Origin of the sequence: Paenibacillus shunpengii (assembly GCF_042684905.1) — a bacterium.
Lineage (GTDB): Bacteria > Bacillota > Bacilli > Paenibacillales > Paenibacillaceae > Paenibacillus > Paenibacillus shunpengii.
Genome location: NZ_JBHUMJ010000002.1, coordinates 2,558,247 through 2,581,016, shown reverse-complemented (window position 1 = coordinate 2,581,016; position 22,770 = coordinate 2,558,247). Strand labels below are relative to the sequence as shown.

The window sequence follows — 22,770 nt, the reverse complement described above, 5'->3', positions numbered from 1 at the left end:
TCATGATTACTTATCGCGAACTTACCCCTGCGGATGTACATCAATTGAAGGAGATTGATCGCTCCGAGCATATTGAGCTCATATACGAAATGGACAATGATCAGCTAGTTGAGATTAAGATGGATCACGAGTGTCCGAACTGGGACGACGATTTGCTGCGTGAAATGGAGGAAAGGTTCATCTACGAGCTTGAAAAAGGCGGAATGGCCGTTGGTGCATTTGCAGGCGATATCTTGGTCGGATTCGGAGTGCTTGCCCACAAGCCTAGAGGCGTTCGACAGGATCAACTACAAGTGGATCTTATGTATGTGTCAAGACAATACAGGAGACAAGGCATTGGGACTCAGCTGTTGGATCGGCTCTCAGAAGAGGCCAGGTCCAGGGGTGCTGCCGCTCTGTACATCTCGTCAACGGAGACCAGGTCAGCCGTTTCTTTTTATCAGAGTAATGGAAGTCATTTATCTAAAGAAATCGATGAAGAGCTGTTTAACAAGGAACCAAAGGATATTCATATGAAGATTAAGCTTTAAATGATAGAGCAGAGAAGTACTTAATAAAATGACGTAATCTAACATGAGTGGGACGTTTTCTAACATTTACGGACGACAACATAATGAATAAGAGGTGAGTGGATGAAACAAATTATTGCGATGGGCGGAGGCGGTTTTTCAATGGAACCGGACAACCTACTGCTGGATAAGTACATATTAGAGCAGGCAGGAACAGCTTCACCAAAAGTATGTTTTATCCCTACGGCCAGCGGAGATGCTGATAACTATGTCGAGCGTTTCTATCATGCGTTTAGCACATTGAATTGTACACCTGTTCATCTTTCTCTCTTTCGGCCTAATTTTCAAGACTTGGAGAGTTATGTGCTTGATCAAGATATTGTCTATGTTGGTGGGGGAAGCACTCGTAATATGCTCGTCCTCTGGAAGGAGTGGGGGCTGGATCGAATTCTTCATTCTGCTTATGAAAAAGGAGTTATTCTCGCAGGGCTTAGTGCAGGATCTATTTGCTGGTTTGAAGAGGGACTCACCGATCCGTTAAATGCTTCGGTATATAAGCTGAATGGCTTAGGCCTCTTAGAAGGGAGCCACTGCCCGCATTATGACGGTGAGGTCAATAGAAGGCCTGGCTACCACAAGCTCATTTCGGAAGGAGCGATGAAGCCAGGGTATGGTGTGGATGACGGGGCTGCGCTGCATTTTGCAGATGATGTGTTATTAAGAACAGTCAGCTCTAGAATTGGTGCCAAGTCCCACTATGTGTCCATTAACGACCAGCAAGAAGTGGATGAGCAAGCCCTGAATGTCGTATTTCTGGGGGAACGAGTATAACATAGGGAGTCCATCCATGAGATGGGCTTTTTTTATGTTCATTTGTTCAACAATGTATTAATTTATAAAGTTTGGTTTACAATTAAAGTAAAAAGTGATATCATGAATATATCAAAACAATATTGTAGAAAGATGTGGTGATGTTTATTGTTCCAGGAGAAAAAGGTGTTTCGTGTAAACGGATTCGTAGGTCTGCTTGTTGTTGTTGTGCTCCTTGCTGCCGGAGTCTATGCCTTTACCACAGATGAAACAGGCGGTTATGTTGCAGGCTCCATTCTTGCTGTCATTGCTGTCTTGCTGGCTACGGGGATGACGGTTGTTCAGCCGAATCAAGCGATGGTGCTTACATTTTTCGGTAAGTATATGGGGGTTATCCGCGACAGTGGGTTTTATATGACCATTCCGCTCTCGGCACAGAAGAAGGTATCGCTTCGTGTCCGTAACTTCAACAGCTCGATGCTCAAAGTAAATGATGTGGAAGGGAATCCGATTGAGATTGAAGCTGTGGTTGTCTTCTCCGTCGTGGATTCCGCGAAGGCGTTGTTTGAGGTTGATGATTATGAATCCTTCGTTGAAATTCAGAGTGAGACCGCACTGCGCCATGTGGCCAGTAAATATGCATATGATAATCTTGACGGAGCTGGATTCTCTCTGCGAAGCAATGCGGAGGAGATCGCCATGGAGCTCACGAATGAGCTGCAGGCTCGTCTGGAAATTGCAGGAGTTAACGTGCGTGAATCCCGCTTGACACATCTGGCGTACTCTACAGAGATTGCAAGCGCGATGCTGCAAAGACAACAGGCGTCTGCTATTATCTCCGCTCGGGAGAAAATTGTAGAAGGTGCGGTCACGATGGTACAGCTTGCAATTGAACGGCTTGAGAAAGAAGGAGCTGTTGAACTTGACGAGGAACGCAAAGCTGCGATGATTAATAATCTGCTTGTTGCTGTCGTTTCTGATCGTTCTGCCCAGCCGGTCATTAACACCAGCTCACTTTATTAATGAGAGGCATCCGCATTAATGGCAGGTAAGAAGAAGAGCTTCCCTCTCCGCCTCGACCAGGCTACGTATGAGGCTTTGGAGCGCTGGGCAGCTGATGAATTCCGAAGCGTAAATGGTCATATTGAGTTTCTGTTAAGAGAAGCTCTAAGAGATGCGGGGAGACTACCCGGCCCCAAGCGGATTACTAACAATAACGAAGAGTGATAAGAGCATCACATCAAGATTTAACATCAGTTAGGTTAAGTCTTGACACTAACGTATATAATATGGAATAGGAAGAAGAGGAGCTGTCTTTAGATGACGCTGCTCTTTTCCTCATTTCAAGACTTCATTCACATAATGTTTATATTTTTGACAAAACAATGTAATGAAATAGCTACAAAGAGTCATATAGTTCATTGAAAAGATGGTTTATGCTTAAGATATAAATATATTACTTTAGATATTTCTCGAGGGGACTTGTTTAGTTATGAACAAAAAGTTAGTAAAATGGTGGCCGTTCCTGGCACTGGGACTTGCGGGCGTACTTGTTATAGGTGGTTTAATCTTATTCTTCCAAGGTAACAGCATGGTTCCATCTGCACTGGATAGAGGTCAGACCGTGCAAGAAGAAGAGGATCTAAGCAATTATGAGATCGTAACCGTCGAAATTAATGATAAGGGCTTCTCTCCTAGTCACATCGAAGTGAAGCAAGGTGTACCAACGAAGATTAACTTTAAGAAAGTGACGAACCTTACTCATATTACCAGCCTTGTCTCAGAGGATATTGATATGCTTCAATATTTGCAGAAAGGCGACAATTATTATACCGTGGATACAACACTCGAGCCGGGGACTTATAACTTTAATTGCGGAATGTATATGACCTTTGGCACGCTGACGGTTAAATAATAAGATAGCAAGAAGCAGTATCTTATCCTTTAAGATAAAATACTGCTTCTTTTTTGCAGCTTAATGATCGTTTTGGTTGTGGTACATGTTTTATAATTTATGCATTGAGTTCAGCAGCTATGGCAGCGGACTTCTTGCCCTGCTTCTGCAGCCATGTTTTTCTCCATTGCAGACTCATGGCAATGACCAGAATACAAGCAGCTGCAGCGACGACGCTTAGAATCAAGAATCCAGGGGTGTAGCTTCCAACCGATTTGTATAGGTTTCCGAGGAGAAGCGGCAGCGCATACCCACCTAATCCTCCGGCCGCACCGACAATTCCTGTCATGAGACCAATCTCAGCGCCGAACCGAAGCGGAACGAGCTGAAACACCGAACCGTTACCGGCACCAAGGCACATCATGCCGATGAACAAGAGCACAACGACGACTGGGAGTGGAGGCAGGAATGAAACACCTACCAGCATGAGAGCAGCTCCTGCATAGAGGAATGTTAGAATACGTGTTCCTCCGAAGCGGTCAGAGAGCATGCCTCCGACTGGACGGAAGAAGCTGCCCGCAATAATACAGAATGTTGCAATATCGGCTGCCTGTACAGCAGATAGGCCATATTGCGTATTGAAGAAGATCGTTAAGTAATTGGATAGACCGACAAATCCACCGAAGGTAACACAATAAAATAAACAGAGAATCAGTGCGTCTTTTTGTTTTAAGACATGGGCATATTGCGCAAAGGTCTTAGGAGCAGGGCGATTCGGGCTGTTCTTGGCAAAGATCGTAAAGAGGATAAAGACGATGATGATGGGAATCATGGCGAGTCCGAATACGACTTCCCAGCTTCCGAAATGTGTAGCAAGTCGGTTGGCAAATAGAGTGGCAAGTACGGTTCCACTATTACCTGCTCCGGCAATTCCCATGGCCAGACCTTGGTGCTCTTTTGGATACCACTGGCTCGCCAGTGGAAGTGCTGCAGCAAAGGAAGCGCCAGCTACACCAAGGAGCAGTGCAACAACATACAGCTGATCGAGTGAGCTGACCCATTGCCAGCCGAGAATTAAAGGAATCAAGGTGACGATCATCCCGATCTGCGCAGTAAGCTTGGGACCAATGTGGTCGGTCAGATACCCGAAGAGCAGTCGAAGTATGGAGCCGCTTAATACCGGAAGTGCAACCAGATTTGCTTTTTGGGCTGCATCCATCGGGTAATCTCCTGCAATGACAACACTAAGCGGACCAATCAAGCCCCAGATCATAAAACTGATGTCGAAATAGAAAAATGCACCGAAGAGTGTGGGGTTATGCCCGCTTTTCCAGAAACTTTTTTTCTCCATCCTAATCTCTCCCTTTTATCTTTAAATAGATCAGATCCATCATGAAGAGGGATCTCAACTGCATCAAAAATAGCCGCAATTCGCCCCTTACTTAAAGGGTTCGAGCTGCGGCCTCATTGCCGTGACATATGATTCACTTCATTGTGAATCGCTATGTATTCTGTTTGGATGACTGTACACTGAATTATAGAAATTGATTTTCGATATGTCAAGATACTTAACGCAATTTATTGAAAAAAATGAAAGTAATCGTATGAAAGCATTTTGTGTTAAAAATATTGACATAGAATCGGGTATCCTATATTCTCTTATATATAAGTTCAGCACAACGGAGTGCTGTTTCGTGAGGCAGCGCAGCCCCTTTTTCTTTTTTTGAAAAAGGGGCTTTTTTGTTCTTTTTCACTCATATAAAGATCGTGGTTTCTCTACAGAGATAGGCATGGGATGGAGGAATACTAGATGAAGAAGCAGTTGGTTGTCGTTGGAAACGGAATGGCCGGCATGAAATGTATAGAGGAGATTATTCAACTGAATCGTGGACTTTATGAAATAACGGTAATTGGCGCAGAGCCGAGGCCGAACTATAATCGGATCGAATTGTCCAAAGTGCTTCAGGGCGGAACTTCATTTGGAGATATTATTATTCATGACTGGACCTGGTACGAACAGAACGGGATCAAACTTTACACGGGAGAGAAGGTCACACGGATTCATCGGAAGAAAAAAAGGATAGAAACTTCCTCTGGAATGAAGCTGTCTTATGATGATCTTCTGATTGCGACAGGTTCATCAGCCTTTATACCACCGATCCCGGGAAGTGATCAGGAAGGTGTTATTGCTTTTCGAAGCATGGATGATTGTCTTCTTATGATGGATTATGCCAAGAAGTTTAAGAAAGCCATTGTTATTGGCGGAGGGCTGCTGGGACTGGAAGCTGCAAGAGGACTGCTGAACCTGGGGATGGAGACCGAAGTGATACACAATGCAGCGTACTTGATGAATAGACAGCTGGATCCGATGTCTGCAGGACTGCTGCAGACGGAGCTGGAAGCGCAAGGAATGAAATTCCGACTTGGTCAGCAAACGGTGCAAATCATTGGAGACGGCCGGGCTAAGGGAATTCGGCTTGCCAATGGAAACAAGCTGATGGCGGATCTGATTGTTTTTGCCGTGGGAATCAGCCCTAATGTAGACATTGGGAGAGACAGCGGACTTGCCGTGAGTCGCGGGATTATTGTTGATGATTACATGCAGACAAGTGATAAGTATATCTATGCGGTCGGAGAATGTGCCGAGCATCAGGGAATCTGTTATGGACTGGTTGCACCGCTGTACGATCAGGCGAGAGTTCTGGCACGTAAGCTGTGCCATATGGAAACCGAAGCATATCAAGGCTCAATTCCCTATTCCAAGCTGAAGGTGTCCGGTGTCGAGCTATTCTCTGTTGGGGAGATTGGACCGGATATCGGTATAGCAGTTCAGGAGTATGACCGGCTGCAGTTCAAATATAAAAAAGTGACGATGCGTGACGGTAAGCTTGCTGGTGCTATTTTATATGGAGATACAACCGAATCCCAGACCATGCTAGGATATATCAAACGTCAAGCAGACGCCACTGAGCTTGCGGCAATGAAGCCTGCATCAGCTGGTGAGAACCGGATGGAAGCTCTTGTTGCTGCGATGCCGGGAGGCGAGACGGTATGTGCCTGCAACCAAGTGTCCAAATCAGCGATTGTGAAGGTAATGGAGAAGGATGGTCTTACGACTGCGGATGAAGTGAAGCAGAAGACGAAGGCATCCGGATCATGCGGCGGGTGCAGGCCCATGCTGGAGGCGCTGGTGAAGGTAACGCTGTCAGGTGCTTCGATGCCAGCCAGCGGTGCGGAGCAGGAATCTGTAACAGATCACAGCATCTGCTCCTGCATGTCTACCGGGCACGAGGAGCTGATACATCTCATTCGTACGACAGGTGTTAAATCGTCAGCAGAAGTACGAGAGTTACTTGATTTAACTGCAGATCAAGAAGAGGGGTGCCGGACCTGTGAAGAAACGATTGCATACTACATACAGCGAAACCGATCGCAAGGAGCTAAGCATCGCTCATTACCGATAGATACATTTGATGAATTTATAAGCTGGTGCGCTGAGCAGCAGGTTCCAGCTTCAATCTATGCTGCTGCCTCAGAGGAAGCTGAGTCCGTGTTCGGGATCTTGCTGCATGATATTGCTATTCAAGCGTGCCCCGCTGGATACGAAATCTACGTAGGAGGTCATGCAAGGCATCCTGTAACAGAGGGACAGCTCTTAAGTATCACTGACACGAGAGAAGGGGCAATACGTGCTGCTCAATACACTGTGGAGCTCTACAGCACCGAGGGCTGGTTCAACGAGAAAACGTGGGAATGGGTGGAGCGCACAGGGATTGGGAGCATTCGAGAACGCGTTATGGAGCTGGAGTATAAGCTGCTGGAATTTGCTTGAACGATATAGATGTGGTGATAAAAAGGAGTGGAACTCAGCATGAAAATAGCAGGCTCTTCAGAAGTGATGAATCATAATCAAGAAGCTGCTTCAGTACTGCCCGGTGCAATTCATCATGCAACAACCCAATGCCCATTCTGCAGTGTGCAGTGCAAAGCGGAGGTTACGATAGAATCCCGTGAGGATGTCTCTAAATCGACAACCCGCGTATTTCAGTACGTAACAGAATCCAAAGGAACGCTGAACAAAGCTTCCGAAGGAAGAATATGCGTCAAGGGCATGAATGCGCACCAGCATACGACAAGTGCCAGACGAATTACGTCTCCGTTAATCAAAAAGGATGGGGAACTGACGGAAGCTACCTGGGAGGAAGCGATTCAGTACATTGCAGGCAAGATACAGTCGCTGCCAAGCAATGCTGTCGGCGTATACGGCGGCGGATCACTGACCAATGAGACAGCCTACATGCTCGGGAAATTTGCGCGGATTGGCATCGGCACTAAATACATCGACTACAATGGACGGTTTTGTATGTCTGCTGCTGCATCCGCGGGTGCTAAGGTATTTGGAATGGATCGGGGCCTTACCTTTCCTTTATCTGATATTGAGGATGCAAAATGTATCATACTCGCCGGTACCAATATTGCAGAGTGTCAGCCTACACTTATGCCGTACTTTACTAGAGCTCAAGAAAAAGGTGCGGTGATTATTGTGATTGATCCGCGCAGAACATCGACAGCTGCTATGGCTGATCTTCATCTCGCTGTTCGTCCGGGAATGGATATGCTGCTTGCTGATGGAATGCTAAAATGGCTGAGGGAGCAGGGGCTCTTGGATGAAGCGTTTATTGCAAACAGAACAAACGGCTATGAACAATTGACGGCATATCTTGATAAGCTGGATTGGAAGTATATTACGGATAATACGGGTGTATCTGAGGAGAATTTGAAGCTTGCTGCTGATATGTTCGGTAAGGCGAAGACAGGTATGGTACTAACGGCGAGAGGCGTGGAGTAGCAGACAGATGGACATCTCGCGGTCAGGCATTTTATTAATTTGCTGCTAGCGACAGGGAAGATCGGCCGACAAGGCTGCGGGTACGGAGCGATCACAGGACAAGGGAATGGTCAGGGAGGCAGAGAGCATGGTCAAAAGGCTGATCAGCTTCCTGGATATCGCTCCATTGAGGATGAGCAGGACCGTAATTACATCGCTTCTGTGTGGGGCGTTGAACCTGATGAAATTCCTAGAAAGGGAGTATCTGCTTACGAAATGATGGAGCTCGTTCATACAGAGGCAATTGAAGCGCTGTTTGTGATGGGCTCGAATCCCATTGTTTCGAATCCTAACGCTACACTCGTCGAAGAAGCACTGGAGAAGGTTCCTTTCTTGGCGGTGGCAGATATGTTCCTATCCGAAACGGCACGCTTAGCGGATGTTGTTCTTCCCGTAAGCTCATATATAGAGAACACGGGTACGCTCACGAATCTGGAAGGGCGGGTACTCCTGCGTGAAGCGGTGACGCCGCCGCCCGGGAATTGCAGGCATGATTGGGAGATTCTTCGGGAGCTTGCAGCAGCTCTTGGTAAAGGCAAATACTTTGACTATACCTCGGCAGAGGAAATATTCAATGAGCTTCGAATCGCCAGTAAGGGTGGTATTGCCGATTATTATGGCATCACTTATGATCGTCTGCGGAGGGAAGAAGGAGTGTACTGGCCTTGTCCTGCGGAAGACGAAGAGGGAGCCGGCAGAATTTTTGAAGAGCGATTTGCACATGCTGATGGCAGAGCTGTATTTACAGCAGAAGAAAGTGAAATGGTTAAGGAAAGATTGTCCAAGGAATATCCTCTTATGCTGACGAATGGCCGGGTACTGTCTCATTATCTGACAGGAGTACAGACAAGACTGAGTCCAGGACTTGCTTCGCGTCAGGTCGAAAACTTCGTCGAGATTCATCCCGATACGGCACGTCACTATATGATTAAGGAACAGAGCTGGGTAAGAATCACCTCTCGATACGGAGAGTTCCAGGTTCGGTGCCGTTTCAATGAGCAGATCCGAAAGGATACCTTATTTGTACCAATGCACTGGGGAGGGGTCCAAAATGTGAATCGAGCCACACGCGGCGAGCTGGACCCTTTTTGTAAAATGCCGGGATTTAAGACGACAGCGGTGCGAATCGAAATGAGCTATTAACACGAATGTGAATCATCTTGATTAGTATGGTTCTATAACGAAGCTCATTTATAAAAATATCAAAGGCTCCTTCCAGCATTCCGCTGAGAGGAGCCTTTGATTCTAGAGAACAGATTTAATGGAGTAAAGCTCTATTTAATGGTTAATCACTTTTTCAGCTAAATGTATGTCGCTTTTTTTTACGAAGATTTCATACTGTGCGGAGAATCCGCCCAAACTGACTCCAGAGGAGCCGGTATCTGTTATTTGTGTCCTATAATCAACCTGATGGCTGTTTAGCTTATAAATGATTTTCTGGAAGTGTTCTTGATTGTGTGACATGTAGATACTAATTGTGTATCGAGAAAAGATCCTTCGCCAGAGAACAAAGAGTAACTTATCTAGATTTCCAATCATCTCACCACTCCTATATACATTCACATAGATGCCTATATCAGAATAAAGAAATGTGTATCTGCAGAATTCAGCTGCAGAATTCAGCTGCTGCATCCGCCGCCACAGGAAGAACCTCCGCACGATGAGCCTCCATCCGATGTATCACTTGGTGAAGAGTCAGAAGCATTTGAATCGGACCGTTCATGTTCATTCGAGTGGAAGCCGGAACATCCGCCGCCACCGCTGGTATCTTGCGCTTTACGAAGCTCTTCCTCAGAAGGTGGAGCCTCCTCGAATAAGTAAGAAGTAGACGTAGATATGAGCAGGATAGAGAGGATAGGGTCCATCGCTGCATTGCTTCGTAACACATTCGGTGAAGTCTTCTGTTGGTTTTTTACAGACAACGTATCTTGTCTTAACAAATCATCCAATTGCAGGTGAGCTTCTCTGATCTGATGGCTAAGTGTAAGCAGCAGCTCCTCCTGAAGCTGCTTCACATCGAGATCATTTGTTACCCTAAGTCTTGCGGTTATCACTTCATCGTTCGGATCATGCTCTATTCTCCTGAGGATCCCTTCCTCTATAGGCTGCTTGAAGAAAGGTCTGGATAATTGCTCGTTCTCTGGAAAGATTATAAAGAGACGACTGTATAGGAGATCGTACCAGGCTCTCTCACTGATACGTTCAGCTTCGCTTGGCTGTACACTATGCGGCTGATGGTGGATGAAATCACCGGTGAATTTTCGGCAAAAGTCCTCATAGTCTCGTGTAAACATTAGCATTTCATGCCAAATGACGTCCGTATCATTACTGTACATCGGCACATTTTTGAGTACAGCGCAGAGAATAAAGTATCGCTTAAGTTCAAGCAGCATCCAGTTATATTTCTCGGCTGTATAACGATGCTTGGACATGACTCGGTCTCTCACCTGATTCATATATGTATCGTTTAATGCATCCTCAAGACGAGCAGCCAATCTGTTCAGTGAATGGACAGATGACATGATTCCTAGTTGCTCGGGAAGGTTATGCGAGTAGATAAATTCAGGTGCTTCAATTCTCTTCTTCGGATTAGGCTTGTGCTCATTTGTACCAAATAGGGAAGTGATCTTTTTAAATAATCCCATGGCGTTGTACCTCCTATCCATAAACTTAAAGCTTACTTCCATCTTACCATGAAATAATAAGACAGAATATAGGTGTTCATTTTGAGCTTGCAACATGTGAGTAACTATGTTATCTTATACCTGTAACCGGTTACACATAGTCGAGGTGACAGAGATGGCAACAATTAAAGATGTAGCGCGTCAAGCAGGCGTATCGGTGGCCACGGTGTCCCGGGTACTCAATAGCGCAGGATATGTTCATGAGGATACACGCAAGAAAGTAGAGGATGCCATCCTGGCATTGAATTATTCACCGAATGAAGTTGCGAGATCTTTATATAAACGTAAGTCGAAGCTGATCGGACTGCTTATTCCTGATATCACGAATCCTTACTTCCCTCAGATCGCAAGAGGTGTGGAGGATGAAATGCGGGAGAATGATTACCGTATTATTATTGGAAACAGTGATGAGAATGAACAGAAAGAGCTGGAATACTTGCAAACGTTTACTCAAAATAATGTGGTCGGCGTGATCACGCTGACAAATAATCCGGATACGAATACGTACGCTTCCTTTAGCCTGCCAGTTGTATTCCTAGACCGGACATCTCATGATAAACCTTCGGTTTATGCAGATGGATGGCAGGGAGGCAGACTTGCCGCGGAAGCGATTATAGCCGGGGGCAGCAGAGAAGTTACGGTGATGCAGGGTCCTGCTCATGTCAAACCGGCTCAGGATCGATACCAAGGAGCATTAGATGCTCTCAAAGAAGCGGGAATGGATTATCATGTAATCCAGACTTCTAGCTTTTCATTTCATAACGTAGATAGACTGGCTACGAATCTGTTTGATACTTATCCTTCTACGGACGGCATTATTGCAAGTAATGATCTGGCAGCGATTGCAGTGATTCATGAAGCCGTAAGACGAGGCAGAAGAGTTCCAGAGGATGTGCAGATCGTCGGATTTGATGATATTCCGATCAGCGGATTGTTATCACCGGCACTGTCAACCATTAGACAACCTGCATATGAGATGGGAAGAGCAGCAGCCCGGCTGTTGATAAATTTAATCGATAACAAACATAATATGGAGGCCTACATTCAGTTTCCAGTTGAGTATATTGAACGGAATACAACCCGAAAGGTGGCGCGAAATAAATGAGTAAAAAAGCAAAAGTAACGGTCATTGGCAGTTCCTCCATGGACCTTGTCGTGACGTCTAGTAAACGCCCTGGTGCAGGAGAAACGGTGCTTGGAGAATCCTTCAAGACGGTGCCGGGGGGCAAAGGAGCGAACCAGGCAGTCGCTGCAGCCAGACTCGGTGCTGAGGTTACGATGATCGGGCGTGTGGGTGATGACCATTACGGCAAGATCATCTTGGACAATTTTAAACAAAACGGAGTCATTGTCGACTATGTGGAACCGGTTACAGATATGGAAAGTGGTACGGCTCATATTATCTTGGCAGAAGGTGACAACAGCATCGTTTTTGTGAAAGCAGCGAACGATGAGGTGACACCGGCTTATGTAGAGCAGACCGTAGAAGTGATCAAGAATTCGGATATCGTGCTGATTCAACAGGAGATTCCAGAGGAAACAGTGGAGCATGTTGCAGCACTGTGCAGTGAGCTTGGCGTGCCGCTCATGTTAAATCCGGCACCTGCCCGGCCTGTGAGCGATGAACTCATTGAGAAGGCTGCCTATATTACACCGAATGAGCATGAAGCCAAGATCATCTTTGACGGAGCAAGCGTGCATGATTCCCTTCGTAAGTATCCGAACAAGCTGCTTGTTACCGAAGGGAAAAACGGAGTCCGCTTCTATGATGGAGCCGAAGAGATTCTGGTTCCAAGTTATGCTGTGGAAGCAGTCGATACAACCGGTGCAGGTGATACCTTCAATGCTGCCTTTGCCGTTGCACTGGCGGAAGGCAAATCACTGCAGGATAGTATTAAATTCGCCAACCGTGCGGCATCGCTGTCTGTCATGAAGTTCGGTGCACAAGGCGGAATGCCGACACGAGATGAAGTGGAGGCGAATCTGTAATGAAGAAGCAAGGAATAATTAATAGTCATATCACCAAGGTGCTTGCGGATTTAGGACACACGGATCAAATTGTGATAGCGGATATCGGACTTCCTGTGCCTGAAGGTGTTCATAAGATCGACCTTTCCATAAAGCTGGGCACACCCAGCTTCATGGAAGTAGTAGAGGCGATTGCTGAAGATATGGAGATCGAGAAGGTCATTCTGGCTGAAGAGATTAAATCGGAGAATGTGGAAGCGCTCCATTTTATACAAGAGAAGTTTATAAATCATTCGGTGGAATATCATTCGCACGAGCAGTTCAAGAAGCTAACACAAGACGCTAAGGTTATTATTCGCACAGGGGAAGCAAAGCCTTATGCTAATTGCATCTTACAGTCCGGTGTGTACTTCTGACAGATTCGGCATCAAGGAGGGAAATCATTATGCATATTCAGATGAAAGGAATTCATAAGGCATTTGGAACGAATCAAGTGCTGACAGGTGTGGATTTTGATCTGGTTGAAGGTGAAGTACATGCGCTCATGGGTGAGAATGGAGCCGGCAAATCAACACTGATGAATATTCTAATCGGACTGCATCCGCGGAACGAGGGAACGATTCTGATAGATGGGAAAGAGACTTATTTTTCTAATCCCAAAGAAGCAGAGCAGTTCGGTATTGCCTTTATCCATCAGGAGCTGAACATTTGGCCGGATATGACGGTGCTGGAAAACTTGTTTATCGGCAAAGAGCTGACCAGTAAAGCAGGGTTTTTAAATACGAAACAGATGAAAGCGCTGGCAAAATCGCAGTTTGAGAAGCTGGCCGTCAGCATTCCGCTGGATCAGGATGCCGGAGAATGCTCGGTAGGACAGCAGCAAATGATTGAGATTGCCAAAGCACTCATGACCAATGCTAAAGTCATTGTAATGGATGAGCCGACAGCTGCACTGACAGAGCGTGAGATCGAGAAGCTGTTTGCGGTCATTAACTCACTTCGCAAGCAGGGTGTATCCATCGTTTATATCTCGCACCGGATGGAGGAGATCTTTACGATCTGTGATCGAATTACGGTGATGCGTGACGGGAAGACCGTGGACACCAAGCCAATTCCAGATACGAGCTTTGAGGAAGTCGTTAGAAAAATGGTTGGCCGAGAATTAACGGAACGTTATCCTGCCAGAAACCCGAAACCGGGTGAGGTCGTACTGGAAGTCAAGAATATCGGCCGCAAGGACGCTTTTGACAATGTAAGCTTCAGCGTTAGATCTGGTGAAATTGTGGGCTTCTCTGGGCTCATGGGTGCAGGAAGAACTGAAATCATGCGTGCACTGTTTGGACTTGACTCCCTTCATAGTGGAGAGATGTGGGTACGAGGCAAGAAGGTTAATATCCGCAAGCCTGATGATGCAGTGAAGCACGGAATTGGCTTTATTACGGAAGATCGTAAGGATGAAGGTCTGGTGCTTGATTTTTCTATACGTGAAAATATGGTGCTTCCTAATCTGTTCAGCTTCAGTGGCAAAGCAGGTCTAATCTCCAGTAAGAAAGAGAAGGATTTTGTAGATACTCTGATTAAACGGCTTCTGATTAAGACAGAATCTTCTGAAACAGCTGCCAGAAATTTATCGGGTGGGAATCAGCAAAAAGTCGTTATTGCTAAATGGGTAGGTATCGGACCAAGTGTCCTAATCCTTGATGAACCGACACGAGGCGTTGACGTGGGTGCCAAGCGGGAAATCTATCAGTTGATGAATGAGCTGACAGACCGCGGTGTTGCGATTATCATGGTATCTTCTGAGCTGCCGGAGGTGCTCGGTATGAGTGATCGGATCATCGTTGTCCACGAGGGACAGATCAGTGGAGAACTCAGCCGCGAAGAAGCTACACAAGAGAAAATTATGACACTAGCAACAGGAGGACAATAACATGACCAGTGTAAAGGAAACGAGTAATAAAAAAGGACTTCAGTTGTCACAGCTTGCAGGGAAGCTTGGGCCGCTGCTCGGACTCATCCTGCTTATCGTTATTGTAACGATTATGAATCCGGGATTTTTGGAACCGCTTAACATATTGAATTTGCTCAGACAGGTATCGATTAACGCACTGCTTGCATTTGGTATGACCTTTGTCATTTTGACTGGCGGTATCGATCTGTCCGTCGGTTCGATCTTGGCACTGTCCAGTGCCATTGTCGCTAACCTGATGCTGTCTGGTCTAGATCCGATTCTTGCCATCATTGTCGGGGTATTGCTGGGCGGAATTATGGGGATGATGAACGGACTCATGATTACCAAAGGTAAGATGGCACCTTTCATTGCAACACTTGCCAGTATGACGATCTTCCGGGGATTAACCCTAGTGTACACGAACGGGAATCCTATTACGGGTCTTGGAGACAGCATGGCATTCCAGCTGTTTGGACGTGGATATTTCCTAGGCATTCCGGTGCCGGCCATTACGATGATGATTACATTTGCTATTCTGTGGGTCATTCTGCATAAAACATCATTTGGACGCAAAACGTATGCCATCGGCGGTAATGAGAAGGCTGCGCTTGTATCAGGTATCAAGGTCGATCGTGTCAAAATTATGATCTATTCTCTTGCAGGTATGATGGCTGCACTTGCGGGTGCCATTCTGACTTCCCGTCTTAACTCTGCACAGCCGACAGCCGGTGAGTCTTATGAGCTCGATGCAATCGCTGCTGTCGTACTAGGTGGTACAAGCTTGACAGGAGGCCGCGGGCTCATTGTAGGAACCTTAATCGGGGCACTGATTATCGGAGTTCTTAACAATGGTCTGAACCTGCTCGGTGTATCATCATTCTATCAAATGGTCGTCAAAGGTGTCGTTATCGTTATTGCGGTACTGATTGACCGTAAGAAATCTGCATAAGAGGAGTAGAGACATGATGAAAAAATTAACCTTATTGTTCACTGCAGTACTCATGATCATTATGACGGGCTGTTCCATGCAGCCGCCAGAGTGGGCTAAACCGAACAACAACGGTAACACAGATGATATAAAAATCGGACTATCCATATCTACTTTGAATAATCCATTTTTCGTTGCCTTAAAAGACGGTGTTGTTGCTGAAGCAGAAAAGCAAGGGATCGAGGTTGTTATTGTAGATGCACAGGATGATTCCGCGAAGCAATCCAATGACGTAGATGATCTGATTCAGCAAGGTGTGAACGCACTGCTCATTAATCCGACGGATTCGGCGGCGATCTCGAACGTAGTACAAACGGCAAACTCGCTCGGTATTCCTGTTATTACGCTGGACCGTTCAGCAGACCAAGGTGAAGTAGAAGCATTGGTGGCATCAGATAACGTGAAGGGTGGAGAAATGGCAGCTCAGTATATTATAGAGCAGCTTGGCGAAGGAGCAAAAGTCATTGAGCTGGAAGGTGTGGCAGGTGCGTCTGCGACACGGGAGCGTGGTCAGGGCTTCCACAATATTGCCGATGAGAAGCTTGATGTCGTGGCTAAGCAGCCGGCCGATTTTGATCGGACCAAAGGGTTGAATGTCATGGAGAACCTGCTTCAAGGCAATCCGGATGCGGAGGCCGTATTTGCCCACAATGATGAGATGGCGCTTGGAGCACTTGAGGCCATTCAAAGCTCAGGCAGAGATGTCATCGTGGTTGGTTTTGATGGTAACGAGGATGCGATTAAGTCCATTAATGCCGGAGGGCTGACCGCTTCAGTTGCACAACAGCCGGCACTCATAGGTGAACTCGCTGTTCAAGCCGCAGCGGACGTGCTTCAAGGCAATGAAGTAGAAGAAATGATTGCCGCACCACTGAAATTGGTGACGAAAGAATAAGAAGAGTTTGGCTTCATATTGAAAACACCTTCAAAAACATCTATCGACTATCTGAGGTCGGAGATGAACTTGGAGGTGTTTTTTGGGTTGGAACGTTAAAACTAGCACAATTGTGTTATTATGAGGGAAAAATTTTGTATATGTTGGAATCATATGGGTATTTCAAATGTTTGTTGTAATTAAAGCTTTATTGACTAATCAGACTATTGATCCCTTCAGCATTATCTTTTTCTGTATCGGATTGGGTTGGATTGTTCAAGGAATCAGAAAAAAGCGAGCAAATAATAAATAGAATTCTCCTTTAAATGTATATCTTAGCTTCAGGTTTTAGAGCATCTGTATTTTTAATTCTTACAGCAACTCTAGCATTGTATTTCTCCACATTGATCCAGGCGATCAATTGATCAGGTCCATATGTATTTACATAATCAGCGAATATGACTTCACCATTACTTTCAACAATCTCAGTATATGATCGGAAGGGATGATTTCCCTCCAGGCTGCTTAGAAAACGATCAAATTCATATTGCAACGCTTGTAAATTGTGCCCGACTTCTTCAATCACGTCATAGTAGGCGGCAGTATTATGCTCATCAAGAATGGCAATGATCATCTAGAACCTCCTTAGCCCTCAGCTTAATTTTATAATCTTCATGCCCTCTATCAAATCTTGAGACAGGTCAATACGTGATAGTATTTGTTCTCTCAATTCTTGCGTAGAGAGGAAAGCGCTATACTTACTATGCTTCCTTAGCAGTTCTTCTTCGTTTTCTGTAATTGCCATTTCTATAATTTCAACGGATTCATTACCGTTGTTTAAATAACGGTGTCGTATACCTCTTTCATGATATCCTATGGATGCAATTGCATGGATAACCCTTAAATCGATCAACGAGCACTCATCTAAGATTTGTTCAACCACTGACTGTTGGCTGTCCCATAGATTTCGATTCTCGAGATCTGAAATTTTGCCAGATGTTACATCATTTCTAGAGAGCCTATATACATCAACGATTTGTTTAACGACTGCAGCATTTTTCTGTGCTGTCCTAAAATCCATTATTTATCATCTCCTAGGAGGAATCTTCTCATGTTTGATTTAAAAAGTGACTCAAGTATGTCTCCAATCGTAGGTATGTTGTATTCGGCTGTGGAACAAAATTGCGAGCGCCTTCGGATGATTACACAAGGGATGACGCAAGATGAGCTGGATTACAGAGGGCCTGACGATCGTCATAATAGTGCTGCCCAGCTGATTAAACATCTCATGTATGTAGATTTGAACTGGGTGTACAGAATTAAGGGACAACCCTTGCCTTCAACATATAGGGATAAATACGGCCCCATGATTGATGAAGATGGCAGACTTCCCATGATTGCTGGAGTCTCAGTTGATACATTTATGTCAGATTATACAAACGTATTAGCGCTGTTACGAGATACGTGCAGGAAGCTGACTGATGCAGATCTGGAACAAGTCGTCAGGTTCGGACATGAGAATGAGAAAGAAGCAACGATTCGTTGGGGGATATGGCACATGGCAGACCATAACCGTTATCATCAGGCACATATTAACCAGCTTCGTAAATGGTATCGAAACAATGAAACAAGGTCCAAGTGAGTCACTTGTAATACAGCAGTCTGTTTGCAGCGGCGTTTCGGAAGTCCGTTGGTGTGAGATGAGTGATCTGTTTGAAGGACTTCATAAAATGCTGGCTGTCATGGTATCCGAGCTGCATGGCTATCTCTTGAACTGTCTGATTTGTGTCCGACAAGAGAAAGGCAGCCGCTTCCATCTTCTGCTGTATAATATACTGTTTAAGGGTGACGCCTGCAACAGATGCGAACAGGTGTGACAGGTATTTCGAGTTATATCCGAAATAATCAGCAATTGCCGATACCTTAAGTGCTTCAAATCGATTCCAGTTAATATAATCTACAATATCATTATAGAGCTGAAGCTGTTTCAGCTTCTTGCCGGATATATTGTCCTCAGCATAGGACTGATGATACAGCTCACACAGAATGGTGGTCGCCATATAATTACCGAGTGTAGGATCCTGATAACTGCGCATGGAGTCCTGCAGCTGTTTCATCATGATGACAATCTTGTCCATGCCTCGAAGGCGGCCTTTATGTGGAATGAAGATGTGGTGCTGAACAGGCTGATAATCTCGGATTGGAATGGTGCAGGAGGGTTCTTCAGATGTGAAATGAAGCCAGTAAAAGCTGCAATCGGATTCCTTGTAACCGAATTGCTTCGTTCTAGGCGGCATCAGCAGAAAATCTCCTTCTTCGAGCACATGCTCTCCCCGATCATCTGCGATGAACAGCCTGCCCTTGGTCTGGACGAACAGCTCGTAATCCATCAGTATTCTACTCATATGTACCCAGTCCGGAGCAGGTGATGCGAACTTTCCTGTCATTTGCATTATTAGGGGCTTCTCTATATTAAATGTGTATCCATCCATCGATGTATGTCCTCCGTAAGTATCTGTCTTTTTCACACCTTCAGCTTACTGTATCTTATTATAATATATTGGTATGAAATGGCACCACTTGTTGATCTCAACTATGAATTAACATTCTATACTCCTATGCATCTATATGTCATTTTCTGACTTTTTTACACGAATTCGAACGTTTCTCCACTTCACTCCTACATATGAAATCGTTATTCTGAAAGAGCAAGCTGAACCGTATAGAAGAGTCTCGGAAGGTGGTAGAAGGATGTCTGCAAAGGAAGAAGCAGTAAAAGGTCATGTATTGCAGGATTTTGCTATGAACCAGGTGCACTTAACTGGAGAGTTTCATATCAACGCATTTGCGAAGGAGCTCGACTATTTACATAGCTATGATCTGGATCGTCTGCTCGCTGGGTTTCGGGAGAACCGAGGTCTTCCTCCTAAGGCAGGGAAGTATCCAGGATGGGAGGATACCGAGATTCGGGGACATACGCTCGGGCATTTCATGACTGCATGTGCTCAAGCTTATGAGCAAACGAGTGATCCGGATCTGCTTAAGAAATTGGAATATATCATAGCAGAGCTTGCCCAATGTCAATTTGAAAGCGGTTATTTGTCGGCATTTCCCGAGAGCTTGATCGATAATATTGAGAAGAGACAACCCGCCTGGGTTCCATGGTACACCATACATAAACTGATCGCCGGACTTATCGCTGTTTACCAAGGAACACAGTTGGCCGATGCCAAGCGCATTGTCTGTAAATTAGGAGACTGGGTTGCATTACGCACCTCCCGCTGGTCACATGAGCTGCAAACGATCGTGCTTTCTGTAGAATATGGCGGAATGAATGACTGCTTGTATGATCTATTTAAAATATCGTCAGATCCGAAGCACTTGGAAGCGGCTCACAAATTTGACGAGATCCCCTTGTTCAAAGCAATCGCTCAGGGAGCAGATATATTAAAAGGCAAGCATGCGAACACAACGATTCCTAAATTTCTGGGAGCGCTTAACCGTTATCGAACGCTTGGTGAGAGTGAAAAATTTTATCTGGAGGCAGCCAAGAAATTTTGGGATATCGTGGTTAATCATCACACATATATAACCGGCGGCAACAGTGAATCCGAGCATTTTGGAGAGCCAGATATTCTGGATGCAAGACGCTCCGATATTACATGCGAGACCTGTAACAGCTACAACATGCTGAAGCTGACTCGGGAGCTGTTCAAACTAACCGGCGACAAGAAATATGCCGACTATTACGAAACGAGCTACATAAATGCGATTCTCTCCTCGCAAAATCCCGAAACGGGAATGACAATGTATTTTCAGCCGATGGCAACCGGTTATTTCAAAATATACAGCTCTCCATTTGAGCACTTCTGGTGCTGTACAGGTACGGGAATGGAGAGCTTTACGAAGCTGAATGACAGCATATATTTTTACAATGACAACGAGCTGTACGTGAATCAATTTATTAGCTCCAGGCTCGATTTTGCACAAGAGAATATGAGCATTACACAAACCGCCTCTATACCGGATCGTGATGATGTCCAGTTTACGATTGAAACCACAGATGGCCGAGACAGGGCAATGAAGCTCTATGTAAGAGTACCTAATTGGGTCAAGGGTGAAATGACTGTTTTACTAAATGGCAAGCGGTTTGAACCTGAGATCAAAAATGAATATCTGGAGGTAGACCGCACCTGGCACAGCGGAGATGTACTGGATTTAGTTCTGCCCATGAAGGTGCTCGCCTGCAGCCTCCCTGACAATCCGGCAGCAGTGGGTTTCCAATACGGTCCAATTGTTCTCAGCGCAGCTCTAGGAAATGAAGATATGACGTTATCCAGCACAGGCATCATGGTGCAAGTGCCAACGAAGCGGATGCGGATCAAGGACTTTATCATTCCAAACGGAATGACTCCCAAAGAATGGATTCAGTCCGTAGAAGAGCATGTGGTCAAAGACGAGGATCGGATGGAGTTTCGATTAAGGAATACCGATGAGGATGAACGGTTGATCTTTACACCTCATTATAAGCAGCATAAAGAACGATATGGTATCTACTGGAACATGGTTGAACCAGATTCGGAGGAGCTGAAGCGTCATTTGGAGCTTGGCAGACTTGAGAACCTTACTAAGGAGGCAACGATTGACAGCGTTCAGGTAGGCAATGATCAGTATGAGCTCCAGCATGGGATCAGAGGAGAGAATACGTTCAGCGGAGCTTGGGATGGCCAGAATGGCAGGCTTGCAAATGACAAGGGCTGGTTCAGCTATACAATGGCGGTTGATCCAGATGATGTGAATGTGCTCCAGGTGACGTACTTCCTCATCAACCATAATCGTGCCATGAACATTTATGTGAATGATCAGCTTCTCGCGCGAGAGGAAACCGGTTATGAACGCAGAAGAGAGTTTGTAACCAAGGAGTATCCGATTCCGCAAGCCTTAATCAACAAGAGCAGTCAAATTGTCGTTAAGTTCATGCCTGAAGCAGATTTGAATGGAATTTATGGTGTGCTGCGAACAATGCGGCCGCTTAACAAGGAAGCATAAGTTATCAAGTACTAAAAATAACACAATGGATCATTCCCTTAGAATTCAAAAGGAGGAACTTTTTAATGGACGCTTATTTGTTTGTGCATTTTAAAGAAAAGAAAACACCAGATGGTGAACAGGTTTATTTTGGTTTGAGCAGGGATGGTCTAAACTGGGAGCAGGTCAATGATGGAAATCCTGTGCTGTGGAGTGAACAGGGAGATCGAGGAGTCAGAGATCATACCATTGTGCGGACGAGAGAAGGGAAGTTCTTCATCATTGCAACCGATTTGAGTCTGGCAAACGGATTTAACACGAAGTACAAGAGCAGCTGGGCCAGCATTTCAAGAGAAGGAAGCAAGTGCTTGTCGTTGTGGGAGTCGGAGGATCTGGTGAACTGGTCTGAGCAGAGAATGATTGAGCTTGGAAATGAGGACTTTGGCTGTCTGTGGGCACCAGATGTCATTTATGACACCAAGAATGAGGACTATGTTCTCCATTGGTCTTCAGCACATGCTTCAAATAATTTCGGACATAAGGCGATCTATTACTCGCGAACGAAGGATTTCGTTCACTTCTCGAAACCGGAGATGCTGTGCCGCAAAGATGGGAGCGGAATTATTGATTCCGCAATTTATGAAGAGAACGGATTCTTTTATCGTTTTCTAAAAAGCGAGAAGGATCCAGAGGGAATCATTCTGCAAAAGGGCAGTACGCTGACTGGAGAGCATACCCGGATTGAAGCCTTTGATGAAGAAATGGCGAAGCTGGGACATCACGCTTATGAAGCGCCAACGGCATTTAAGGTAAAGGATGGCAGATGGTGTCTGCTGCTCGACTTTTTCGGTGTTGAAGGTGAAGGACAAGGCTATGTGCCATTTTTGGCAGATGATATCGACAGTGGAAGGTTTATTCGTTCTGACGAGAGCTTCAGCTTCCCATATGGCTTCAAGCACGGAACCGTGCTGCCGATTACCATGGAGGAGTATGAGCGCATTCAGAATTGGAATTTTGCACGGGATCGTCTGACGAAGCAAGAAGCGGAAATATGATAGTTGAAGTTGAAGTTGAAGGAACGGATTATTCATGATTGAAAAAATACAGCTGGTTTAAATGATAGATAACGTAAGACGGACTGCATGGTTACTAGAGTCTGTCTTACGTTTATTTTGT

The 22,770-nt window shown here is 45.4% G+C and carries 20 protein-coding genes and 1 pseudogene; 16 read left to right on the top strand and 5 right to left on the bottom strand.

Annotated features, from left to right (window positions below; translation table 11 throughout):
* Window positions 1-2 precede the first annotated feature (2 nt).
* The 5 genes from ACFSVM_RS12050 (at window position 3) to ACFSVM_RS12030 (ending at window position 3,234) form a co-directional block, all read left to right on the top strand.
* On the top strand, window positions 3-530 hold the full coding sequence (locus ACFSVM_RS12050; RefSeq protein ID WP_379262327.1) for a GNAT family N-acetyltransferase: 528 nt from the start codon (window positions 3-5) through the stop codon (window positions 528-530).
* Between the two features lie 102 nt (window positions 531-632).
* Window positions 633-1,340 carry a Type 1 glutamine amidotransferase-like domain-containing protein gene (locus ACFSVM_RS12045; RefSeq protein WP_379262325.1) on the top strand — a complete coding sequence of 236 codons (708 nt, stop codon included), beginning with the start codon at window positions 633-635 and terminating at the stop codon, window positions 1,338-1,340.
* A gap of 165 nt (window positions 1,341-1,505) precedes the next feature.
* Entirely contained in the window at window positions 1,506-2,342 is an 837-nt protein-coding gene (locus ACFSVM_RS12040; protein WP_379262323.1) for an SPFH domain-containing protein, read from the top strand.
* Window positions 2,343-2,360: 18 nt separating this feature from the next.
* Window positions 2,361-2,546, top strand: coding sequence for a toxin-antitoxin system HicB family antitoxin (locus ACFSVM_RS12035; RefSeq protein WP_090724283.1), 186 nt, complete (start codon window positions 2,361-2,363; stop codon window positions 2,544-2,546).
* Window positions 2,547-2,811: 265 nt separating this feature from the next.
* A complete protein-coding gene (locus ACFSVM_RS12030) occupies window positions 2,812-3,234 on the top strand; it encodes a cupredoxin domain-containing protein (RefSeq protein ID WP_076313717.1) in 423 nt (140 codons plus the stop codon).
* Between the two features lie 97 nt (window positions 3,235-3,331).
* On the opposite strand, the gene ACFSVM_RS12025 is transcribed toward ACFSVM_RS12030, so the two are convergent.
* On the bottom strand, window positions 3,332-4,564 hold the full coding sequence (locus ACFSVM_RS12025; protein ID WP_090724284.1) for a nitrate/nitrite transporter: 1,233 nt from the start codon (window positions 4,562-4,564) through the stop codon (window positions 3,332-3,334).
* Window positions 4,565-5,023: 459 nt separating this feature from the next.
* On the opposite strand from ACFSVM_RS12025, the gene nirB reads away from it, so the two are divergent.
* Both nirB and nasC read left to right on the top strand, forming a co-directional pair.
* The gene (gene nirB, locus ACFSVM_RS12020; protein WP_379262320.1) at window positions 5,024-7,045 is read left to right on the top strand and encodes a nitrite reductase large subunit NirB; all 2,022 of its coding nucleotides are present in this window, start codon (window positions 5,024-5,026) and stop codon (window positions 7,043-7,045) included.
* A gap of 66 nt (window positions 7,046-7,111) precedes the next feature.
* A pseudogene (gene nasC, locus ACFSVM_RS12015) lies at window positions 7,112-9,244 on the top strand (assimilatory nitrate reductase catalytic subunit NasC).
* 476 nt (window positions 9,245-9,720) lie between these two features.
* Here nasC and ACFSVM_RS12010 read toward each other — a convergent pair.
* Window positions 9,721-10,746 (bottom strand): hypothetical protein, encoded by a 1,026-nt coding sequence (locus ACFSVM_RS12010; protein ID WP_076313721.1) that lies wholly within the window; start codon window positions 10,744-10,746, stop codon window positions 9,721-9,723.
* A 154-nt stretch (window positions 10,747-10,900) separates the two neighbouring features.
* Between ACFSVM_RS12010 and ACFSVM_RS12005 the strand changes: the two genes are divergently transcribed.
* The 6 genes from ACFSVM_RS12005 to rbsB are packed head-to-tail and all read left to right on the top strand — an operon-like array spanning window position 10,901 to window position 16,587.
* The gene (locus tag ACFSVM_RS12005) at window positions 10,901-11,890 is read left to right on the top strand and encodes a LacI family DNA-binding transcriptional regulator (RefSeq protein WP_076313722.1); all 990 of its coding nucleotides are present in this window, start codon (window positions 10,901-10,903) and stop codon (window positions 11,888-11,890) included.
* On the top strand, window positions 11,887-12,774 hold the full coding sequence (gene rbsK / locus ACFSVM_RS12000) for a ribokinase (protein WP_076313723.1): 888 nt from the start codon (window positions 11,887-11,889) through the stop codon (window positions 12,772-12,774). Before ACFSVM_RS12005 ends, rbsK begins: the two co-directional genes overlap by 4 nt.
* Window positions 12,774-13,169, top strand: a complete 396-nt coding sequence (rbsD, locus tag ACFSVM_RS11995) for a D-ribose pyranase (protein WP_076313724.1) — start codon at window positions 12,774-12,776, stop codon at window positions 13,167-13,169. The genes rbsK and rbsD overlap by 1 nt, the downstream gene beginning before the upstream one ends.
* Window positions 13,170-13,198: 29 nt before the next feature.
* Window positions 13,199-14,683: a sugar ABC transporter ATP-binding protein gene (locus ACFSVM_RS11990; protein ID WP_076313725.1), complete on the top strand. Its 1,485-nt coding sequence runs from the start codon at window positions 13,199-13,201 to the stop codon at window positions 14,681-14,683.
* A 1-nt stretch (window position 14,684) separates the two neighbouring features.
* Window positions 14,685-15,653 carry an ABC transporter permease subunit gene (locus tag ACFSVM_RS11985; RefSeq protein WP_274338381.1) on the top strand — a complete coding sequence of 323 codons (969 nt, stop codon included), beginning with the start codon at window positions 14,685-14,687 and terminating at the stop codon, window positions 15,651-15,653.
* A 16-nt stretch (window positions 15,654-15,669) separates the two neighbouring features.
* A complete protein-coding gene (gene rbsB, locus ACFSVM_RS11980; protein ID WP_076313727.1) occupies window positions 15,670-16,587 on the top strand; it encodes a ribose ABC transporter substrate-binding protein RbsB in 918 nt (305 codons plus the stop codon).
* Between the two features lie 301 nt (window positions 16,588-16,888).
* Here rbsB and ACFSVM_RS11975 read toward each other — a convergent pair whose 3' ends face one another.
* Window positions 16,889-17,200: a hypothetical protein gene (locus ACFSVM_RS11975; protein WP_076313729.1), complete on the bottom strand. Its 312-nt coding sequence runs from the start codon at window positions 17,198-17,200 to the stop codon at window positions 16,889-16,891.
* An 18-nt stretch (window positions 17,201-17,218) separates the two neighbouring features.
* The gene (locus ACFSVM_RS11970) at window positions 17,219-17,647 is read right to left on the bottom strand and encodes a hypothetical protein (protein WP_379262316.1); all 429 of its coding nucleotides are present in this window, start codon (window positions 17,645-17,647) and stop codon (window positions 17,219-17,221) included.
* 30 nt (window positions 17,648-17,677) lie between these two features.
* Between ACFSVM_RS11970 and ACFSVM_RS11965 the strand changes: the two genes are divergently transcribed.
* The gene (locus ACFSVM_RS11965) at window positions 17,678-18,208 is read left to right on the top strand and encodes a DinB family protein (protein ID WP_076313731.1); all 531 of its coding nucleotides are present in this window, start codon (window positions 17,678-17,680) and stop codon (window positions 18,206-18,208) included.
* A gap of 1 nt (window position 18,209) precedes the next feature.
* On the opposite strand, the gene ACFSVM_RS11960 is transcribed toward ACFSVM_RS11965, so the two are convergent.
* Window positions 18,210-19,058: a helix-turn-helix transcriptional regulator gene (locus ACFSVM_RS11960; protein ID WP_379262314.1), complete on the bottom strand. Its 849-nt coding sequence runs from the start codon at window positions 19,056-19,058 to the stop codon at window positions 18,210-18,212.
* A 259-nt stretch (window positions 19,059-19,317) separates the two neighbouring features.
* Between ACFSVM_RS11960 and ACFSVM_RS11955 the strand changes: the two genes are divergently transcribed.
* Both ACFSVM_RS11955 and ACFSVM_RS11950 read left to right on the top strand, forming a co-directional pair.
* On the top strand, window positions 19,318-21,615 hold the full coding sequence (locus ACFSVM_RS11955; RefSeq protein WP_379262312.1) for a glycoside hydrolase family 127 protein: 2,298 nt from the start codon (window positions 19,318-19,320) through the stop codon (window positions 21,613-21,615).
* A gap of 65 nt (window positions 21,616-21,680) precedes the next feature.
* A complete protein-coding gene (locus ACFSVM_RS11950) occupies window positions 21,681-22,649 on the top strand; it encodes a glycoside hydrolase family 43 protein (RefSeq protein ID WP_076313733.1) in 969 nt (322 codons plus the stop codon).
* Window positions 22,650-22,770 lie beyond the last annotated feature (121 nt).

Bases quoted from the DNA above. Each gene is read 5' to 3' on its own strand.
- ACFSVM_RS12050 (WP_379262327.1), top strand. From the start codon at position 3: ATGATTACTTATCGCGAACTTACCCCTGCGGATGTACATCAATTGAAG.
- ACFSVM_RS12045 (WP_379262325.1), top strand. From the start codon at position 633: ATGAAACAAATTATTGCGATGGGCGGAGGCGGTTTTTCAATGGAACCG.
- ACFSVM_RS12035 (WP_090724283.1), top strand. From the start codon at position 2,361: ATGGCAGGTAAGAAGAAGAGCTTCCCTCTCCGCCTCGACCAGGCTACG.
- ACFSVM_RS12030 (WP_076313717.1), top strand. From the start codon at position 2,812: ATGAACAAAAAGTTAGTAAAATGGTGGCCGTTCCTGGCACTGGGACTT.
- ACFSVM_RS12025 (WP_090724284.1), bottom strand. From the start codon at position 4,564: ATGGAGAAAAAAAGTTTCTGGAAAAGCGGGCATAACCCCACACTCTTC.
- nirB (WP_379262320.1), top strand. From the start codon at position 5,024: ATGAAGAAGCAGTTGGTTGTCGTTGGAAACGGAATGGCCGGCATGAAA.
- ACFSVM_RS12010 (WP_076313721.1), bottom strand. From the start codon at position 10,746: ATGGGATTATTTAAAAAGATCACTTCCCTATTTGGTACAAATGAGCAC.
- ACFSVM_RS12005 (WP_076313722.1), top strand. From the start codon at position 10,901: ATGGCAACAATTAAAGATGTAGCGCGTCAAGCAGGCGTATCGGTGGCC.
- rbsK (WP_076313723.1), top strand. From the start codon at position 11,887: ATGAGTAAAAAAGCAAAAGTAACGGTCATTGGCAGTTCCTCCATGGAC.
- rbsD (WP_076313724.1), top strand. From the start codon at position 12,774: ATGAAGAAGCAAGGAATAATTAATAGTCATATCACCAAGGTGCTTGCG.
- ACFSVM_RS11990 (WP_076313725.1), top strand. From the start codon at position 13,199: ATGCATATTCAGATGAAAGGAATTCATAAGGCATTTGGAACGAATCAA.
- ACFSVM_RS11985 (WP_274338381.1), top strand. From the start codon at position 14,685: ATGACCAGTGTAAAGGAAACGAGTAATAAAAAAGGACTTCAGTTGTCA.
- rbsB (WP_076313727.1), top strand. From the start codon at position 15,670: ATGAAAAAATTAACCTTATTGTTCACTGCAGTACTCATGATCATTATG.
- ACFSVM_RS11975 (WP_076313729.1), bottom strand. From the start codon at position 17,200: ATGATCATTGCCATTCTTGATGAGCATAATACTGCCGCCTACTATGAC.
- ACFSVM_RS11970 (WP_379262316.1), bottom strand. From the start codon at position 17,647: ATGGATTTTAGGACAGCACAGAAAAATGCTGCAGTCGTTAAACAAATC.
- ACFSVM_RS11965 (WP_076313731.1), top strand. From the start codon at position 17,678: ATGTTTGATTTAAAAAGTGACTCAAGTATGTCTCCAATCGTAGGTATG.
- ACFSVM_RS11960 (WP_379262314.1), bottom strand. From the start codon at position 19,058: ATGGATGGATACACATTTAATATAGAGAAGCCCCTAATAATGCAAATG.
- ACFSVM_RS11955 (WP_379262312.1), top strand. From the start codon at position 19,318: ATGTCTGCAAAGGAAGAAGCAGTAAAAGGTCATGTATTGCAGGATTTT.
- ACFSVM_RS11950 (WP_076313733.1), top strand. From the start codon at position 21,681: ATGGACGCTTATTTGTTTGTGCATTTTAAAGAAAAGAAAACACCAGAT.